The organism is Achromobacter sp. ISS7 (assembly GCF_056523125.1).
In genome coordinates this window covers 6117701-6133701 of sequence record NZ_JAWRZD010000001.1, presented here as the reverse complement: position 1 = coordinate 6133701, position 16001 = coordinate 6117701, and the positions used below count along the sequence as shown (strand labels likewise).

The 16001-nt window shown below is 68.8% G+C and carries 18 protein-coding genes; 7 read left to right on the top strand and 11 right to left on the bottom strand.

The features are described 5' to 3' along the window. Positions 1–223: 223 nt before the first annotated feature. A complete protein-coding gene (locus AC1HFW_RS27895) occupies positions 224–1105 on the bottom strand; it encodes a phosphoribosylaminoimidazolesuccinocarboxamide synthase (protein ID WP_241068213.1) in 882 nt (293 codons plus the stop codon). A gap of 172 nt (positions 1106–1277) precedes the next feature. On the opposite strand from AC1HFW_RS27895, the gene AC1HFW_RS27890 reads away from it, so the two are divergent. After that, the gene (locus AC1HFW_RS27890; RefSeq protein WP_006390810.1) at positions 1278–1733 is read left to right on the top strand and encodes a GFA family protein; all 456 of its coding nucleotides are present in this window, start codon (positions 1278–1280) and stop codon (positions 1731–1733) included. 90 nt (positions 1734–1823) lie between these two features. Here AC1HFW_RS27890 and fba read toward each other — a convergent pair whose 3' ends face one another. Both fba and AC1HFW_RS27880 read right to left on the bottom strand, forming a co-directional pair. Further along, positions 1824–2888, bottom strand: coding sequence for a class II fructose-bisphosphate aldolase (gene fba, locus AC1HFW_RS27885; protein ID WP_006390811.1), 1065 nt, complete (start codon positions 2886–2888; stop codon positions 1824–1826). 163 nt (positions 2889–3051) lie between these two features. Further along, positions 3052–3951 (bottom strand): SMP-30/gluconolactonase/LRE family protein, encoded by a 900-nt coding sequence (locus AC1HFW_RS27880; protein ID WP_479285951.1) that lies wholly within the window; start codon positions 3949–3951, stop codon positions 3052–3054. A 303-nt stretch (positions 3952–4254) separates the two neighbouring features. On the opposite strand from AC1HFW_RS27880, the gene AC1HFW_RS27875 reads away from it, so the two are divergent. Together AC1HFW_RS27875 and AC1HFW_RS27870 are read left to right on the top strand one after the other, a co-directional pair. Then, positions 4255–5532: a dicarboxylate/amino acid:cation symporter gene (locus tag AC1HFW_RS27875; RefSeq protein ID WP_035359389.1), complete on the top strand. Its 1278-nt coding sequence runs from the start codon at positions 4255–4257 to the stop codon at positions 5530–5532. Between the two features lie 179 nt (positions 5533–5711). Then, positions 5712–6089, top strand: coding sequence for a hypothetical protein (locus AC1HFW_RS27870; RefSeq protein WP_006390814.1), 378 nt, complete (start codon positions 5712–5714; stop codon positions 6087–6089). A gap of 40 nt (positions 6090–6129) precedes the next feature. Here AC1HFW_RS27870 and AC1HFW_RS27865 read toward each other — a convergent pair whose 3' ends face one another. The 8 genes from AC1HFW_RS27865 to phnG all read right to left on the bottom strand — a co-directional run bounded on the left by AC1HFW_RS27865 (position 6130) and on the right by phnG (position 12477). Continuing rightward, the gene (locus AC1HFW_RS27865) at positions 6130–6564 is read right to left on the bottom strand and encodes a hypothetical protein (RefSeq protein WP_006390815.1); all 435 of its coding nucleotides are present in this window, start codon (positions 6562–6564) and stop codon (positions 6130–6132) included. 125 nt (positions 6565–6689) lie between these two features. Beyond that, positions 6690–7889, bottom strand: coding sequence for an alpha-D-ribose 1-methylphosphonate 5-triphosphate diphosphatase (locus AC1HFW_RS27860; RefSeq protein WP_479285949.1), 1200 nt, complete (start codon positions 7887–7889; stop codon positions 6690–6692). Positions 7890–7891: 2 nt separating this feature from the next. Then, positions 7892–8608, bottom strand: coding sequence for a phosphonate C-P lyase system protein PhnL (gene phnL / locus AC1HFW_RS27855; protein WP_479285947.1), 717 nt, complete (start codon positions 8606–8608; stop codon positions 7892–7894). A 2-nt stretch (positions 8609–8610) separates the two neighbouring features. Further along, positions 8611–9387, bottom strand: coding sequence for a phosphonate C-P lyase system protein PhnK (phnK, locus tag AC1HFW_RS27850; RefSeq protein ID WP_006390818.1), 777 nt, complete (start codon positions 9385–9387; stop codon positions 8611–8613). Then, positions 9384–10274 carry an alpha-D-ribose 1-methylphosphonate 5-phosphate C-P-lyase PhnJ gene (locus tag AC1HFW_RS27845; RefSeq protein WP_241068216.1) on the bottom strand — a complete coding sequence of 297 codons (891 nt, stop codon included), beginning with the start codon at positions 10272–10274 and terminating at the stop codon, positions 9384–9386. The genes phnK and AC1HFW_RS27845 overlap by 4 nt, the downstream gene beginning before the upstream one ends. Continuing rightward, positions 10271–11386, bottom strand: coding sequence for a carbon-phosphorus lyase complex subunit (locus AC1HFW_RS27840; protein ID WP_006390820.1), 1116 nt, complete (start codon positions 11384–11386; stop codon positions 10271–10273). The genes AC1HFW_RS27845 and AC1HFW_RS27840 overlap by 4 nt, the downstream gene beginning before the upstream one ends. Position 11387: 1 nt before the next feature. Next, a complete protein-coding gene (gene phnH, locus AC1HFW_RS27835) occupies positions 11388–12005 on the bottom strand; it encodes a phosphonate C-P lyase system protein PhnH (protein WP_061073638.1) in 618 nt (205 codons plus the stop codon). A 1-nt stretch (position 12006) separates the two neighbouring features. Continuing rightward, positions 12007–12477: a phosphonate C-P lyase system protein PhnG gene (gene phnG, locus AC1HFW_RS27830; RefSeq protein ID WP_061073637.1), complete on the bottom strand. Its 471-nt coding sequence runs from the start codon at positions 12475–12477 to the stop codon at positions 12007–12009. A gap of 184 nt (positions 12478–12661) precedes the next feature. Here phnG and phnF point away from each other — a divergent pair, with 184 nt between their 5' ends. The 4 genes from phnF (at position 12662) to phnN (ending at position 16000) form a co-directional block, all read left to right on the top strand. Next, positions 12662–13384 carry a phosphonate metabolism transcriptional regulator PhnF gene (gene phnF, locus AC1HFW_RS27825; RefSeq protein WP_006390823.1) on the top strand — a complete coding sequence of 241 codons (723 nt, stop codon included), beginning with the start codon at positions 12662–12664 and terminating at the stop codon, positions 13382–13384. A 98-nt stretch (positions 13385–13482) separates the two neighbouring features. After that, positions 13483–14679, top strand: coding sequence for an alpha-D-ribose 1-methylphosphonate 5-triphosphate diphosphatase (locus tag AC1HFW_RS27820; RefSeq protein ID WP_006390824.1), 1197 nt, complete (start codon positions 13483–13485; stop codon positions 14677–14679). A gap of 2 nt (positions 14680–14681) precedes the next feature. After that, positions 14682–15425 (top strand): DUF1045 domain-containing protein, encoded by a 744-nt coding sequence (locus AC1HFW_RS27815; RefSeq protein WP_479285944.1) that lies wholly within the window; start codon positions 14682–14684, stop codon positions 15423–15425. After that, positions 15422–16000 carry a phosphonate metabolism protein/1,5-bisphosphokinase (PRPP-forming) PhnN gene (gene phnN, locus AC1HFW_RS27810; RefSeq protein WP_479285942.1) on the top strand — a complete coding sequence of 193 codons (579 nt, stop codon included), beginning with the start codon at positions 15422–15424 and terminating at the stop codon, positions 15998–16000. The genes AC1HFW_RS27815 and phnN overlap by 4 nt, the downstream gene beginning before the upstream one ends. Position 16001 lies beyond the last annotated feature (1 nt).

Below are 16001 nucleotides of genomic sequence, written 5' to 3'. Positions count from 1 at the left end.
CGGGCATGGCGCCCGGGCGGCGGCTGCGGGCCGCGTCGTCCGGCTGGTTGGCAGAGGGGAAGCCGCGCGGGCGCGCCGGCTTCCTGGTGCAGGTTGCCGGCGAGTATAGCGTAACAATAAGCAATAATTTTTACCGAAAAACAGGGATTTCCCTGATCGGAAGCGGCGCGGGGACAAAAAAAACCGCCCGGCGGGCGGGCGGTCTTTTCGAGGCGGGCGCGGATCAGGCGACCAGGCGGTCGAGCGCTTCGCGGTACTTGGCGGCGGTCTTTTCCAGCACGTCCCGCGGCAGGCGCGGCGCGGGCGGGGTCTTGTCCCAGGTCTGGGTCTCGAGCCAGTCGCGCACGAACTGCTTGTCGAACGAGGGCGGGCTGATGCCCACGCGGTAGCCGTCGGCCGGCCAGAAGCGCGAGGAATCCGGCGTCAGCACTTCGTCCATCAGGTACAGCGTGCCGTCGTCGTCCAGGCCGAACTCGAACTTGGTGTCGGCGATGATGATGCCCTTGGTGGCGGCGAACCTGGCGGCTTCGGCGTACAGCTTGAGCGTGACGTCGCGGATGCGCTCGGCCATTTCCTGGCCGACTTCCTTGACCACGTGGGCGAAATCGACGTTTTCGTCGTGCATGCCGAATTCGGCCTTGGCCGCCGGCGTGAAGATCGGCTCGGGCAACTGGCTGGCCTGTTGCAGGCCGGCGGGCAGCTTGATGCCGCAGACGGCGCCGGTGGCCTGGTAGTCCTTCCAGCCGGAACCGATCAGGTAGCCGCGGGCCACCGCTTCCACCAGGATCGGCTTGAGGCGCTTGACCACCACGGCGCGGCCGCGCACCTGGTCGACTTCGTCGGCCGCCACCACGTCTTCCGGCTTGATGCCGGTGGAGTGGTTCGGCAGGATGTGCGCCAGCTTCTGCAGCCAGAACTCGGTCAGTTCGGTCAGCACCTGCCCCTTGCCGGGGATGGGATCGTCGAGGATGACGTCGAACGCGGAGATGCGGTCCGACGCGACGATCAGCAACTTGTCGTCGCCCACCGCGTACATGTCGCGGACCTTACCGCGGCCCAGCAGCGGCAAGGACTTGATGCTGGATTGATGCAAAGCAGAAGTCACGGAAAAATGGCCTATGGCAAAAATGGGGGTCGCGCAAAGCGCATAGGTTACTGCAAATAGCCCTGTCTTGCCGGGCGGCGGACGGCGGGTTAGTCTGGCCGCGTTCCAATATATGCGCCGACCGCGAACCGCGTCACGGCGCCCCCTTTTCACCTGGAGGAGACACAGTCGTATGCAGGATGCAACCCAGAAACGCCCGCCCCACGCCGACGCGCAAGTCCACCTGACCGGTGGCTGCCAATGCGGCGCGGTGCGCTACGCGGTGACCGATGAACCCATCATGGCGGCCACCTGTCATTGCCGCGATTGCCAGTATTCCAGCGGCGGCGCGCCGGCCCACGCGCTGATTCTGCCGGCCGGCTCGGTCACCCTGCTGCGCGGCAAGGCGCGCGAGCATCGCTACCAGGGCGATTCCGGCCACACCGTCATGCGCAGTTTCTGTGCGGACTGTGGCACGCCGCTGTTCGGCGGCTCGGAAGGCATGCCCTACGAAGTGGTGCGGGCCGGCTCGCTCGACGACCCCGAGGCCTTCCACACCCGCGTCAGCCTGTGGACCGACTCGGCGCCGTCCTGGCACCACGTCGACAAGAGCGTGCCGAACTTCCCCAGGAACGCCCCGCCCGCCTGAGGCGGCCGTGACGCGCACGAAAAAAAGGCGGGCCCGCGAGGGCCCGCCTTTTTGCTGCCCGCCTCCCGTGCAAGGGAAGCGGCCGGCAGCTTACTGCACCACCTGGGCCAGCTTGCCGGCGGCGTACTGGGCGGCGATCTCGGTCAGGGGCAGCGCCTTGATCTTGCTGGCGTTGCCGGCGGTGCCGAACTCGGTGTAGCGAGCCACACAGATCGCCTTGGCGGCGGCGCGGGCCGGCTTCAGGTATTCGCGCGGGTCGAACTTCTCGGGGTTCTCGGCGAAGAAGCGGCGGATGGCGCCGGTCATGGCCAGACGGATATCGGTGTCGATGTTGATCTTGCGCACGCCGTACTTGATGGCTTCCTGGATTTCCTCGACCGGCACGCCGTAGGTTTCCTTCATGTTGCCGCCGAATTCACGGATCTCGGCCAGCAGTTCCTGCGGCACGCTGGAGCTGCCGTGCATCACCAGGTGGGTGTTGGGCAGGCGGGCGTGGATTTCCTTGATGCGGGCGATCGACAGGATGTCGCCGGTGGGCTTGCGGGTGAACTTGTAGGCGCCGTGGCTGGTGCCGATGGCGATGGCCAGGGCGTCCAGCTGGGTGCGGCGCACGAAGTCGGCGGCCTGCTCCGGGTCGGTCAGCAGCTGGTCCATGGTCAGCTTGCCGTCGGCGCCGTGGCCGTCTTCCTTGTCGCCTTCCATGGTTTCGAGCGAGCCCAGGCAGCCCAGTTCGCCTTCGACCGTCACGCCCAGCTTGTGGGCCACGTCCACCACCTTCTTGGTGACGTCGACGTTGTAGTCGTAGTCGGCGATGGTCTTGCCGTCTTCCTTCAGCGAGCCGTCCATCATGACGCTGGAGAAGCCCAGGTCGATGGCGCCCTGGCAGACCTTGGGCGACTGGCCGTGGTCCTGGTGCATGACCACGGGAATGTGCGGGTAGGACTCCACGGCGGCCTGGATCAGGTGCTTCAGGAAGCCTTCGCCGGCGTACTTGCGGGCGCCGGCCGAGGCTTGCATGATCACCGGGCTGTCGGTCTCCGCCGCGGCTTCCATGATGGCCTGGACCTGTTCCAGGTTATTGACGTTGAATGCCGGAATGCCGTAGCCGTGCTCGGCGGCGTGGTCGAGCAACTGGCGCATGGAGACTAGGGCCATGAGTGGTCCTCCTTAGGTACTGTCGATTGAAAGATGGTTGAAACCGAGCGGGATGGTGGGATTTTACGGGGGATTCGAAGAAAGGTCTTGAAACGGCCGGTATCCCTATCCGCCAGGACTAAACCGGCCGTCCGGCCCTCTCCCCCATCCGCCTGAAAACGGCCTAGGGCCGCCCGGCATGCGGCACATCCACCTCGGTCACCAGGATCCGCCCTTCCGGCTTGGCGCGGCGGTTGGCCTCGATGAAATCGGGCGCCGCCGCCATGAACAGCGTTTTGCCGTCCGGCCCGCCCTGGGCGGCGGCGAAGATGCCCAGCTCGCCGGTATCGATCTGCTCCAGGATCCGGCCGCCGCGGGCCATCCGCACGATGCGCTTGCCGATGGCGTCGGCCACCCACAGCGCGCCCTCGGCGTCCAGCGCGCCGCCGTCCGGGCCGATGGCCGAGGCCTCGATCAGCACCGCCAGGTCATCGGAGTCCGGCAGGGCGCCGAAGTGGGCCCAGTCGCGCCGCGGCCCCAGCGCGCCGTCGGGCAGGATGTCGAATTCCGAGATCCGGTTGCCGAAGGTCTCGTTGACGATCAGGGTCTTGCCGTCGGGGCTGATGAACGAGCCATTGGGAAACCACAGCCCGTCCGCCACCACCTGCGCCACCCCGTCCAGGTCCACCCGCACCAATGTGGTGGTGGCGAAGGGCTCGCCCGCCATCAGGTCGAAACCGAAGTTCCCGACATAGGCGCGGCCCTGGGCGTCGACCACCAGGTCGTTGATCGGGCCGCCGGTCAGCGCCGACAGGTCCGCGTGCGGCACCAGCCGGCCATCCGCCTCGCGGCGCAGCAGCTTGCGGTCTTTCATGGAAGAGATCAGCAGCCGCCCGTCGGGCAGCCAGCCCAGGCCCGAGGGTTGCTCCAGCACCCGGCAGATCACCTCGGCCCGCCCCTGCAGGTCGACGGCGATCACCTTGCCCGTATAGAAATCGGACGCCCACAGGCGTCCCTCGTGCCAGCGCAGGCCCTCCAGGAACGTATACCCCGACACCAGCACGGACAATTCGCGTTGCGGCATAGCTCTGTCTCCTCATGGGTGGCGGGCCGTCGCGGCCCTTTTTTGTGTGCCCGGCACGGCGGGGCCGGATCGGGCCAGCCCATTTTGTCATGACGCGGCGCCGCCGGCAGTCAGGTATGACCCGTCCCCAACCTGACAACTAACTGTCAGGTTCGGAGCGTTAACATCGCGCCCCAAGGGTTAACCCGCGCCGCTCCGGGTCCCCTCCGGCATATCCGTCATTGGACCGCTTCGCCCCGCCCCATGCCGGCGGGTAAGGCCTATCCGGCCGACCGATCGGGTCCCTGTTTTCCGTTTTTGAAGATGAATACTAAGAAGCTGACGCGTTACATCGGCATCGCCATGGTGCTGGGCGTCGTGGTGGGTTATTTCTGCAACAAGTATGCGCAGAACGCGCAAGAGGCCAAGGAAATCGCCTCGTACTTCAGCCTGATCACCGACATCTTCCTGCGCATGATCAAGATGATCATCGCGCCCCTGGTATTCGCCACCCTGGTGTCCGGCCTGGCCAGCATGAGCGACGCCAGCGCCGTCGGCCGCATCGGCCTGCGCGCCATGTTCTGGTTCATCGCCGCCTCGGCCATCTCGCTGCTGCTGGGCCTGGCGCTGGTCAACATCTTCCAGCCCGGCGCGCACCTGAACCTGGCGCTGCCCGACGCGGCCGCCACCGCCGGCCTGAAGACCGGCGACTTCACCCTCAAGGCCTTCATCGCGCACGTGTTCCCCAAGAGCATCGCCGAAGCCATGGCCAACAACGAGATCCTGCAGATCCTGGTGTTCTCGCTGTTCTTCGGCGCGGCGCTGTCGTTCGTCCGCGGCAAGGGCCACAACACCATCTACAACATGATCGACGAGCTGGCCAAGATCATGTTCCGCGTCACCGACTACGTGATGCGCTTCGCGCCGCTGGGCGTGTTCGCCGCCATGGCCGCCGCCATCACCACCGAGGGCCTGGGCGTGCTGGTCAGCTACGGCAAGCTGATCGGCGAGTTCTACCTGGGCCTGGCGCTGCTGTGGGCCATCCTGTTCGGCGTGGGCTACCTGTTCCTGGGCCGTTCGACCTTCCGCCTGGGCGGCCTGATCAAGGAACCGACCCTGCTGGCCTTCTCGACCGCCAGCAGCGAATCGGCCTACCCCAAGACCATCGAGGCGCTGGAGCGTTTCGGCGTGTCCAAGCGCATCTCGGGCTTCGTGCTGCCGCTGGGCTACTCGTTCAACCTGGACGGCTCGATGATGTACCAATCGTTCGCGGTGCTGTTCATCGCGCAGGCCTACAACATCGAGATGAGCTTCTCGCAGCAGCTGACGCTGCTGCTGGTGCTGATGGTGACCAGCAAGGGCATGGCCGGCGTGGCGCGCGCTTCGCTGGTGGTGGTGGCGGCGACGCTGCCGATGTTCCACCTGCCCGAGGCCGGCCTGCTGCTCATCATGGGCATCGACCAGTTCTTCGACATGGGCCGCACCGCCACCAACGTGGTCGGCAACAGCCTGGCCACCGCCGTCATCGCCAAGATGGAAGGCAACGAAGAGGACCTGGCGCCCAAGGCCGACCCGGCCCAGCCGGCGACCCGCGACGCCTGAGCGCGGCGCGTCGCGCTGACGCTTTTCTGAATCTTCCGGCGAAGGCCCCGCGCATGATGCGGGGCCTTTTTTCATGGGGCCCGCGACCTTGACCGGCGCGGTCGCCCGGCGCAACATAGAAGCCCCTCGGCACCCCTTAAGGGCACCGCGCCAAGGCGGCGGCGCTCATTGCATATGCCATGAAATCGTTACGCCCGCGCCACGCGCTCGCGGCCGCCGTCCTGATGGCCGCCCTGCCCTCCGCCCACGCCTGGACCCGCATTTCCTGCGACCTGTCCGGCACCGTCGCCAACCCGCCCGTGCAGATGCGCCAGTACCGTACCGACGGCACCGAGGTCTCGCATCTGCTGTTCCGGCTGAATGTGAAGGCGGCCGATATTCCCGAAGGCGCGCGCGCCGATACCGACTGCACCGAATTCGTCGACCGCCAGATCGACGTGGCGCTGGACGGCGCCGACATGGCGGCCGTGCGCAAGGGCAAGCCGCTGAAATTGCGCTATCGCTACGACGAATCGCTGGGCGAGGCGCGCGCGACCCGCTTCGAGCTGGCCCGCTGAACGCGCGGCCGCCCGCCGGGGCGGCGCGCGTCGGGGCAGATCAGTCGTTGACCGAGCACGACACCGGGGTGCCGTCCTCGAATTCGACGTCATAGGTGTGGACCGGGTCCCACGGCAGCGTGAACCACAGTTCGTAGCCGTCGCCATCCTCGTCGAACAGCCACAGCGCCCGCAGCACGGCCTTATCGGCCATGGCTTCGGCGGTTTCCTCGCGCAGCAGCTGGTCGTCCTCGATGCCGAGCTTCTTGTAGTGCTCGTACGAGTAGTTGTCCAGCAGGAAGTCGGCCGCGGCCAGGATCTGCTCATCGAGGTTGTCGATGATGGCCTTGACCACCTTGGAGGCCGCGCCGTCCGGCTCTTCGCCGTCGGTCTGGATCATGACGTGGATCGGCGGGCGGCCTTCGCCCACGGGCACGTTTTCCGCCGCCCAAAGATCGGGTTCTTCGGGGTCTTGGGTGAAATTGAATCGTGCCATCGTGCGCTCCGGAAAATAAGGGAGACGCGCCGCGCAAGCCGCGGCCGCGTCGTCATCGCCCATTTAACCAGATGCGCGTGTCCGCCGCTTGTCCGGCGACAAGGTTTGTCGCGGTCCGCGCCGGGTCAGGCCGCCACCAGGCCGCGCGCCTCGGCGGCCGGCGCCGGCGCGCGGGCGGACGGATAGTGGGTCGAGAACACCAGCCGGCCGGCGCACCAGGTGTAGCTGATGAGCGGCAGCGCGCCAACCTGCGCCACCGCCACCAGGTCGGCGCGCAGGCCCACCGCGATGCGGCCGCGGTCCGACAGGCCGCAGGCGTCGGCCGGATTGGCGGTGACCAGCGCCAGCGCCTGCGGCAGCGTCAGGTCGCTCTGCGCCGCCACCGCGAAGGCCGCGGCGATCAGCGTCGAAGGCTGGTAGTCCGAGCACAGGCAGCTCGCCACCCCGGCGCGGACCGCGTCGATGGCGCGCATCGAGCCGCTCTGGCTCTTGCCGCGCAGCACGTTGGGCGCGCCCAGGATGGTGGGCAGGCCGCAGGAGACGGCGGCGCGGGCGGTGTCCAGCGTGATCGGGAACTCGCTCATCGCCACGCCCAGGTTGCGCATGGTGGCGATGCGGTGGATCGAATCGTCGTCATGGCTGGCGGTGGGGATGCCGCGTTCCCGCGCATGCGCCAACAGCGTCTCGACCCGTTGCACCGCGCCGTCCTTGGCGCGGGTCTTGGCGTGCGCGGCCTCTTCGGCCTGCTCGCGGCTCATGGCATGGTTGCCGATCATGTACTGCAGGTACGACTCCAGCGTCTTGAACTGGCCCTGGCCCGGGGAATGGTCCATCACCGACAGCAGGTCCACCGCGCCCTCGTCCATCAGCTGCCGCAGCACCGGCACCGAGGTGGCGTCGGTGACTTCGTAGCGGCAGTGCACGCGGTTGTCGACCAGGCTGTGGGGGCGGAAGGCGCGCACCCCGCGCACCACCTGGGCGGCGGTCTCGTTGTTGCGCACGCCCCATTCGCTATTGGCGAACGACAGCGCGTGGTACGGCGTGGTGATGCCGGCGGCGGCGTTGCGGCGATCCACCTGCGCCACCGCGAAGTCCAGCGGAAACAGCACGCGCGAACGTGGCTCGGCTTCCTTCTCGATGGCGTCGCAATGCAGGTCGACCAGGCCCGGCACCAGCGTCAGGCCGCGCAGGTCGATCTCTTGATCCGCCGCCGCGCCGTCGGGCGCGATGGCGGCGATGACGCCGTCCTCGATCAGGACGGCGCTGTCTTCCAGCACGCGGTCGGGCAACACGACGCGGGCGTGGGTCAGGTAAGTGCTGGTCATGCTCACTCCAATTCGACGGCGGCCTGCGCGGGGCGCAGGGCCAGGACCCGCGACGCCACCGCGTCGCGCACTTCTTCATCGTGGAAAATGCCCAGCAGGCAGCGGCCGGCGGCGCGCGCTTCGCGGATCAGTTCCACCACCACGGCGCGGTTGTCCGGGTCCAGCGACGCGGTCGGTTCGTCCAGCAGCAGGATCGGATGGCGCGCGATGAAGCCGCGGGCGATGTTGACGCGCTGCTGTTCGCCGCCCGAGAAGGTGGCGGGCGCCAGCCCCCACAGGCGCGGCGGCACGTTCAGGCGGCGCAGCATGGCGGCGGCGCGGTCGCGCGCTTCGTCCGCTTCGATGCCGGCCATGCGCAGCGGCTCGGCCACCACGTCCTGCGCCGACACGCGCGGGATCACCCGCAGGAACTGGCTGACGTAGCCGATGACGTCGCGCCGCAGCGCCAGGATGCGCTGCTCGGGCGCGCCGACCAGCTCGACCCAGTCGTCGCCGGCGCGCACGCGGATGCTGCCCTCGGTGGCCAGGTAGTTGCCATACAGGCAGCGCAGCAGGGTGCTCTTGCCGGTGCCCGACGGGCCCGCCAGCACCAGGCAGTCGCCGGCGGCGGCGTCGAAGTCGACCGCTTCCAGCACCGGCAGCCGGATGCCGCCCTGGTTGTGCAGGGTGAACATCTTTCCGAGGCCCCGCACCTCGATCATGGGATTCGCGACAGTCATGGTCAGCTCTGCAAAATGGAAGACACCAGCAACTGGGTGTAGGGATGCTGCGGGTCGTCGAGGATCTGGTCGGTCAGGCCGCTTTCGACCACCTCGCCGCCGCGCATCACCAGGGTGCGGTGCGCCAGCAGGCGCGCCACCGCCAGGTCGTGGGTCACCACGATCGCGGCCAGGCCCAGGTCGGTCACCAGCTGGCGCAGCAGGTCCAGCAGGCGGGCCTGCACCGACACGTCCAGCGACGCGGTTGGCTCGTCCATGAACACCAGGCGCGGATGGGTCACCAGGTTGCGGGCGATCTGCAGGCGCTGCTGCATGCCGCCGGAGAACGAGGCCGGCGCGTCATCCAGGCGGCCGACGTCGATCTCCATCTTCTGCAGCCAGCTGCCCGCGGCCTGGCGCAGCTCGCCGTAGTGGCGGTCGCCCACCGCCATCAGGCGCTCGGCGATGTTGGCGCCGGCGCTGACCTGCATGCGCAGGCCGTCGCGGGCGTTCTGGCGCACGAAGCCCCAGTCGGTGCGCGCCAGCAGCCGCAGGCGCGCGCCGGACAGCGCGGCCAGGTCGGTGAAGCCCTGGTCGCGGGTGTCGTACCAGACGCTGCCGGCGTCGGGCTGGGTCTGGTACGACACGGCCGACAGCAGCGTGCTCTTGCCGGAACCGGATTCGCCCACCACGCACAGCACTTCGCCGGGGAACAGGTCGAAACTGACGTTGCGGCAACCGTGCACGCCGTCCCAGGTGCGCGTCATGTCGCGCACGGAAAGCAAAGGTTGGGCATTCATGCGGTGGCCTCTTTCCCGGCCTGCTCGGCCTGGCGGTGGTTGCAGTATTCGGTATCGGAGCAGACGAAGCGGCGGGTGCCGGCGTCGTCCAGGATGATCTCGTCCAGGAAGCTGTCGCGCGAGCCGCACAGGTCGCAGCATTCCGACCACTTTTCCACGGTGAAGGGATGGTCCTCGAAGTCCAGGCTCTTGACCCGGGTGTACGGCGGCACCGCGTAGACCCGCTTCTCGCGGCCGGCGCCGAACAGCATCAGCGCCGGGCTGTTGTCGAGCTTGGGGTTGTCGAACTTGGGGATCGGCGACGGCCGCATCATGTAGCGGTCGTTGACGATCACCGGGTAGTCGTAGGTGGTGGCGATGTGGCCGTGCTGCGCGATGTCCTCGTACAGCTTGACGTGCATGCCGCCGTATTCGGCCAGCGCGTGCATGGTGCGGGTCTCGGTCTCGCTCGGCTCGAGCCAGCGCAGCGGCTCGGGAATCGGCACCTGGAACACCATGATCTGGTCGGCCTGCAGCGGCGTTTCCGGAATGCGGTGGCGGGTCTGCACGATGCTGGCGTCGCGGGTCGATTCGGTGGTGGCCACGCCGGTCACGCGGCCGAAGAAGCGGCGGATGTTGATGGCGTTGGTGGTGTCGTCCGAGCCCTGGTCGATCACCTTGAGCACGTCGCCCGGGCCGATGATCGACGCCGTCACCTGGATGCCGCCCGTGCCCCAGCCATAGGGCAACGGCATCTCGCGGCTGCCGAACGGCACCTGGTAGCCGGGAATCGCCACCGCCTTGAGCAGCGCGCGGCGCAGCATGCGCTTGGTGGATTCGTCGAGGTAGGCGAAGTTGTAGTGGTCGTCGCGTTCGACCGCGGCGCCGGGGGTGTGGGAAGTCGTCATGAGGAAATGGCCTCGTCCAGCTGGCGGGTGTTCTCGGGGGCCGGCGCGGCGCGCTCGGCGCGCATGCGGCGCAGCAGTTCCAGGTTGGCCTGGAAGTCCACGTAGTGCGGCAGCTTCAAGTGCTGCACGAAACCGGAGGCCTCGACGTTGTCGCTGTGGTACAGCACGAACTCGTGGTCGTTGGCCGGCGAATCGGCGCGCTCGCCCAGTTCCTGCGCTTTCAGGGCGCGGTCCACCAGCGCCATCGACATGGCCTTGCGCTCGCCGTAGCCGAAGGTCAGGCCATAGCCGCGGGTGAACTTGGGGCCCTCCTCGGCGTTGCCGGAGAACTGGCTCACCATCTGGCATTCGGTGATCTCGATCTCGCCCACCGTGACGGCGAAGCCCAGTTCCTCGATGTGCATCTCGACTTCCAGGAAGCCGTAGCGGATCTCGGCGGCGAACGGGTGCGTGTTGCCGTAGCCGCGCTGGGTGGAATAGCCCATCGACAGCAGGAAGCCTTCATCGGCGCGCGCCAGGTTCTGCAGGCGGGCGGCGCGCGAGGCGGGGAAATCCAGCGGCTGGCGCGTCAGGTCGAACGGCTCGGGATCGCCTTCGGGCACGGCCTCGGCGTCGATCAGGTCGTCGTGCGCCAGCAGGTCGGTGACGCGCGGCATGGCGCTGTCCAGCGGCTCGCCGCCGGCCGGCAGGGCGTCGGCCTCGCGCTCGGCTTCCAGCGAGAAGTCCAGCAGGCGCTGGGTGTAGTCGTAGGTCGGCCCGAGGATCTGGCCGCCCGGCACGTCCTTGAAGGTCGACGAGATGCGGCGTTGCAGGCGCATCTCGCCGGTGTCGATGGGCTGGGTGTAGCCATAGCGCGACAGCGTGGTGCGATAGGCGCGCAGCAGGAACACCGCCTCGATCACGTCGCCGGCGGCCTGCTTGAGCGCCAGCGCCGCCAGTTGCGGATCGTAGAGCGAGCCTTCGGCCATCACGCGCGACACCGCCAGCGGCATCTGTTCGCGGATCTGGTCCAGGCTCAGTTCGGGCAGGGCCCGGTCGCCGCGCCGGTAGTCGTCCAGCATGCGGTAGGAATTTAGGATGGCGCGTTCGCCCCCTTTGACGGCTACATACATGTCAGCTCTCCACGCGCGTGCTGCGGGGCAGCGCGCACAGTTGCCGCCCGTGCGTCAGGAATACGTCGACGCCCAGCGGAAAACGTTGATGGTTGATGCGCCAGTCGCGCCAGAAGCCGTCCGGCAGGCCGGCGGCGCGCAGCGCCTGGCGGCTCTGGATGCCGGGGCCGGTCAGCGTGACTTCGGCGCCGGCGTCCAGCGACGCGACCTCGATCAGCAGCGTGGTGGACAGGTCCGGATAGGCCGGGTCGCCGGGATGGCACGACGCCAGCGCGGGCACGTTGCCGCCCGCCGGCACCGCCGCGAAGCGCGCCAGCGACGCCGACGGCACCATCGGGCAGGCGCAATGGAAACGCAGGAAATCCAGCACGCCGGCGTCCAGGCCCTGCGGCAGCCACAACGGCGTGTCCACGTCCACCAGCGTCAGCAGCAGCGCCGTCAGCGCCGGCGACAGGCCGGCCGGCACGCCGCTGGCGGCGGCCACTTCGTACACCCGGCCCGGATGCGCCATGGCGTCGAGCGCGGTGCGGAAGGTGGCCTGCGCGTCGTTCACCGGATCCGCGAAGCCCGGCAGCAGTTTGCGGCTGGCGGCCGCGGCGCCAAGAAGTTCTTGATGCATGTCAGTCCTCGCCTCGCACCATCGTGAAGAATTCGACCTTGGTCTGCGCGGCCACGCGCGCCTGGCGCTCGATGCGCTCGGCGCGTTCGCGCGCCAGCGGCTGGATCAATTGCGCCTGCACCGTGTCGTGCCAGTCGGGCAGTTGCAGCAGCGCGTCGGCCACCGCGGCCTGCTCGGCATGGCGCAACGACCGGCCCTGCACGTAGGCGATGCCGACCACGCCGTTGTCCAGGCTGACGGCACAGCGCGTCACCGTCATTTCGCCCAGGTTGAAGCGCGCCCCGGTGCCGCCGCTGCGGGCCCGCACCATGGCCATGCCGGTCTGCGCCGGGCGCAGCATCTGATGCGGCGGCACGCCGCCAAGCGCGCCGAACGCCCCTTCCAGCATGGCCGGATCGGCCAGTGCCAACACCCGCATCCAGGCGGCCCGTTGCGCCTGGACTTCGCCCTGCGCTGTTTGTGGATGGTCCATTATTTCCTCTAAACGTCTAGACGACTGGATGGAGTATGATCGCGTTCAAGTGGAAGTTCAACAGCCTGGCGTGAATTTTTGATGACAGTTGCGGCGGGGACGCATTGCCTATCCCGCGCCCGCCGCTTGGTGCACAATCACAGCCATTCTTGATGAAGCTGATATGACAGCACGAGCAAATCCCATGGTCGAAAGAGGTTCCGGTATCGCCGTGTGGCGACAGATCGGTGAGTCGCTGGCGGACGACATCCGCAACAAGTTGTACATGGCGGGCGAGCAACTGCCCTCCGAACCGGAGCTGGCCGCCAAGTTTTCCGTCAACCGCCACACCATCCGGCGCGCCATGGGCGAACTGGAACAGAGCGGACTGGTGCGCATCGAGCAGGGCCGCGGCACCTTCGTGCAGGAACACGCCATCGACTACGCCATCGGCAAGCGCACGCGCTTTTCCGAGAACCTGCGCAGCCAGGGCATGCTGGGCCACCTCGAAGCCCTGGGCAGCCAGACGCTGCGCGCGGCCGACATCGCCAAGCACCTGGGCCTGGCGCGCAACGCCCCGCTGCTGCGGGTGCAGATGGTGGGCAAGGCCGAGAACCGCCCCATCAGCGCCTCCGAGCACTACTTCGATGAAAAGCGCTTCCCCGACTTCATCGAGCGCATGAACGCGCTGCGCTCGGTGTCCAAGGTCTACGCCCACTACGACATTGGCGACTACACCCGCAAATGGTCGCGCATCACCGCCACGCTGCCGTCGCCGGAAGTGGCGCGCATCCTCGGCCAGCCCAAGACCCGCCCGATCCTGCAGGTCGAGGCCCTGAACGTCGACCAGGCCGGCGCGCCGTTGCAATACAGCATCACCCGCTTCGTCGGCGACCTGGTCCAGCTCATGGTGGCCGACGACAGTTGAGCCTGGCACGCGGCGGCCGCGCACGGCCGCCCGCGCCGCCATGCGATTTAACTCATCTAGACATCTGGTTGTAATGCAACACCGCTAACTTTCCCGTCATGAACCAAGCACACGCCCCCTCGCCCCTGGCCGGTGTCACAGGCCAACGTATCCTGACCCCTCGCGGCATCGAGCACGCCAGCCTGCGATTCCACGCGGGACTGATCGACGACACCGGGGGCACGCCCGCGCGCGGCGCGGCCTGGTTCGACGCCGGCAACCTGCTGGTGCTGCCCGGCATCGTCGACCTGCATGGCGACGCCTTCGAGCGCGCCATCATGCCGCGCCCCAGCGTCACCTTCCCCTATGACGGCGCGCTGTTCGACGTCGACCGCCAACTGCTGGCCAACGGCATCACCACCGAATTCCACGGCGTCACCCTGTCGTGGGAAGGCGGCCTGCGCGGCGAAGCCTACGCCGAACGCATGTTCGCCGCGCTCGAACGCATGCGGCACATCATGGGCGCGCGCCACTATGTGCACCTGCGTTTCGAGACCCACCACGTCGGCGGCGTCGAGACCGCCCAGCAATGGATCCGCGACGGCCGCGTGCGTTTCGTCGCCCTCAACGACCACCTGCCCAGCATGGCTCGCCGCCTGGGCGACGACCGCAAGCTGCTGCAATACGCCGACCGCGCCGAATGCGACCTGGACACCTTCCAGGAACGCATCCGCCGCGCCATGGGCGCGGCCGACTCGGTGGCCGACGCCATGCGCGAGCTGACCGCCTGCGCGCAGGCGGCCGGCCTGAAGGTCGCCTCGCACGACGACCCCGACGCCGCCACCCGCCGCTACTACCACCAGCTGGGCTGCAGCGTGGCGGAATTTCCGCTGACGCGCGACGCCGCCGGCGTGGCCCGCGACCTGGGCAACTCGGTGGTGTTCGGCGCGCCCAACGTGGTGCGCGGCGGCAGCCACACCAACGCCCCCAGCGCCACCGAGATGGTCCGCGCGGGGCTGTGCGACATCCTGACCTCCGACTACTACTACCCTGCCCCGCTGGCGGCGGCGCTGCGCCTGGTGAATGACGGCGTGCTGCCGCTGGAGCAGGCCTGGAACCTGGTGTCGCTGAATCCGGCCCGCGCCGCCGGCCTGCAGGACCGCGGCATGCTGGCGCCCGGCCTGATCGCCGACGCCATCGTGGTCGACGACCAGGTGCCCGGCCTGCCGCGCGTCTGCGCCGCCATCGTCGGCGGCGAGCTGCGCTACGCCACCCGCGCCTTCGGCGACGACCGCAACCAGCGCATGGCGGCCTGACCATGCCGCTGGCCCACCGCTACGCGTTGTACCTGGCGCCCACCGGCCCCTGGCGTGAACTCGGCAGCCGCTGGCTGGGGCGTTGCGCCGACACCGGCGCGGCCCTGCCGCCGCTGCCCGGCCAGTCCGAGGCCGCGCGCGACTGGACCCAGGCGCCGCGCCATTACGGCCTGCACGCCACGTTGAAGCCGCCGTTCCGGCTGCGCCCCGGCGCCACGCCGCGGGACGTCGATGCCGCCGCGCGCCAACTCGCCGCCGCCGATGACGCCTTCGGCATCCAGCTCGAATGCGAGCCGCTGCGCGGCTTCCTGGCCTGGCGCATCGCCGCCTCCGACGCCGAGGGCCATGCCCGCATCAACGCCCTGGCCGCCGCCGCCGTGCGCGGCCTGGACGAGCTGCGCGCCGCGCCCAGCGCCGACGAACTGGCCCGGCGCCAGGCCCATGCGCTCTCGCCCGAGCAACAGGCCATGCTGGCGCGCTGGGGCTACCCGTATGTGTTCGACACCTTCACCTTCCACATCACGCTGACCGGCAAGCTCGACGGCGCCGCGCTGGAACAGGCGCAGGCCGGCATCGCCGCCTTCGCCGACCCGCTGCGCGGCCAGCCCATGGCGGTGCCCGGCGTGAGCGTCTATGTGCAGCCGCAGGCGGGCGCCGACTTCATCGCGGCGCGCCACTACCACTTCGACGGCGGCCACGCCGACGCGGCGGGCGCGGCCTACCTGGAAGGACCGGCCGCGGCATGAACCCATCCGCTCCCGCCAGCGGCGCGCGCCTGATCTACCTGATGGGCGCCTCCGGCAGCGGCAAGGACACCTTGCTGCGGCTGCTGCGCGCCGGCCTGCGCGGCGACGAGCCGGTGCTGGTGGCGCATCGCTACATCACGCGCGACAGCGGCGCCACCGAGGACGCCCTGCGCCTGAGCGTCGAGGAATTCGCGCGCCGCGCGGCGCTCGGCTGTTTCGCGCTGCGCTGGGCCAGCCATGGCCTGCATTACGGCATCGGCATCGAGGTCGACACCTGGCTGGGCTGCGGCGCGGCCGTCATCATCAACGGTTCGCGCGCGCACCTGGCTGAGGCGCACCGGCGCTATCCGGCGCTGACCGCGGTCGAGATCACCGTCGATCCCGCGCAGCTGGCGCAACGGCTGGCGGCGCGCGGCCGCGAGACGCCCGAACAGATCGCGGTGCGCCTGCAACGCGCCGCGCAGGACTTCCCGGTGCCCCAGGACTGCCGCCTGCTACGCGTGGGCAACGACGGCGCGCCCGAAGCCGCCGCCGCCGAATTGCTGGATATCGCCCGCGGCCGCCTGGTCGCATAGC

Coding starts and splice junctions, on each gene's coding strand:
- phnN (WP_479285942.1), top strand. CDS start 15,422: ATGAACCCATCCGCTCCCGCCAGCGGCGCGCGCCTGATCTACCTGATG.
- AC1HFW_RS27890 (WP_006390810.1), top strand. CDS start 1,278: ATGCAGGATGCAACCCAGAAACGCCCGCCCCACGCCGACGCGCAAGTC.
- AC1HFW_RS27820 (WP_006390824.1), top strand. CDS start 13,483: ATGAACCAAGCACACGCCCCCTCGCCCCTGGCCGGTGTCACAGGCCAA.
- AC1HFW_RS27870 (WP_006390814.1), top strand. CDS start 5,712: ATGAAATCGTTACGCCCGCGCCACGCGCTCGCGGCCGCCGTCCTGATG.
- phnG (WP_061073637.1), bottom strand. CDS start 12,477: ATGGACCATCCACAAACAGCGCAGGGCGAAGTCCAGGCGCAACGGGCC.
- AC1HFW_RS27815 (WP_479285944.1), top strand. CDS start 14,682: ATGCCGCTGGCCCACCGCTACGCGTTGTACCTGGCGCCCACCGGCCCC.
- phnK (WP_006390818.1), bottom strand. CDS start 9,387: ATGAATGCCCAACCTTTGCTTTCCGTGCGCGACATGACGCGCACCTGG.
- AC1HFW_RS27880 (WP_479285951.1), bottom strand. CDS start 3,951: ATGCCGCAACGCGAATTGTCCGTGCTGGTGTCGGGGTATACGTTCCTG.
- phnL (WP_479285947.1), bottom strand. CDS start 8,608: ATGACTGTCGCGAATCCCATGATCGAGGTGCGGGGCCTCGGAAAGATG.
- AC1HFW_RS27860 (WP_479285949.1), bottom strand. CDS start 7,889: ATGACCAGCACTTACCTGACCCACGCCCGCGTCGTGTTGCCCGACCGC.
- fba (WP_006390811.1), bottom strand. CDS start 2,888: ATGGCCCTAGTCTCCATGCGCCAGTTGCTCGACCACGCCGCCGAGCAC.
- phnF (WP_006390823.1), top strand. CDS start 12,662: ATGGTCGAAAGAGGTTCCGGTATCGCCGTGTGGCGACAGATCGGTGAG.
- AC1HFW_RS27840 (WP_006390820.1), bottom strand. CDS start 11,386: ATGTATGTAGCCGTCAAAGGGGGCGAACGCGCCATCCTAAATTCCTAC.
- phnH (WP_061073638.1), bottom strand. CDS start 12,005: ATGCATCAAGAACTTCTTGGCGCCGCGGCCGCCAGCCGCAAACTGCTG.
- AC1HFW_RS27875 (WP_035359389.1), top strand. CDS start 4,255: ATGAATACTAAGAAGCTGACGCGTTACATCGGCATCGCCATGGTGCTG.
- AC1HFW_RS27865 (WP_006390815.1), bottom strand. CDS start 6,564: ATGGCACGATTCAATTTCACCCAAGACCCCGAAGAACCCGATCTTTGG.
- AC1HFW_RS27845 (WP_241068216.1), bottom strand. CDS start 10,274: ATGACGACTTCCCACACCCCCGGCGCCGCGGTCGAACGCGACGACCAC.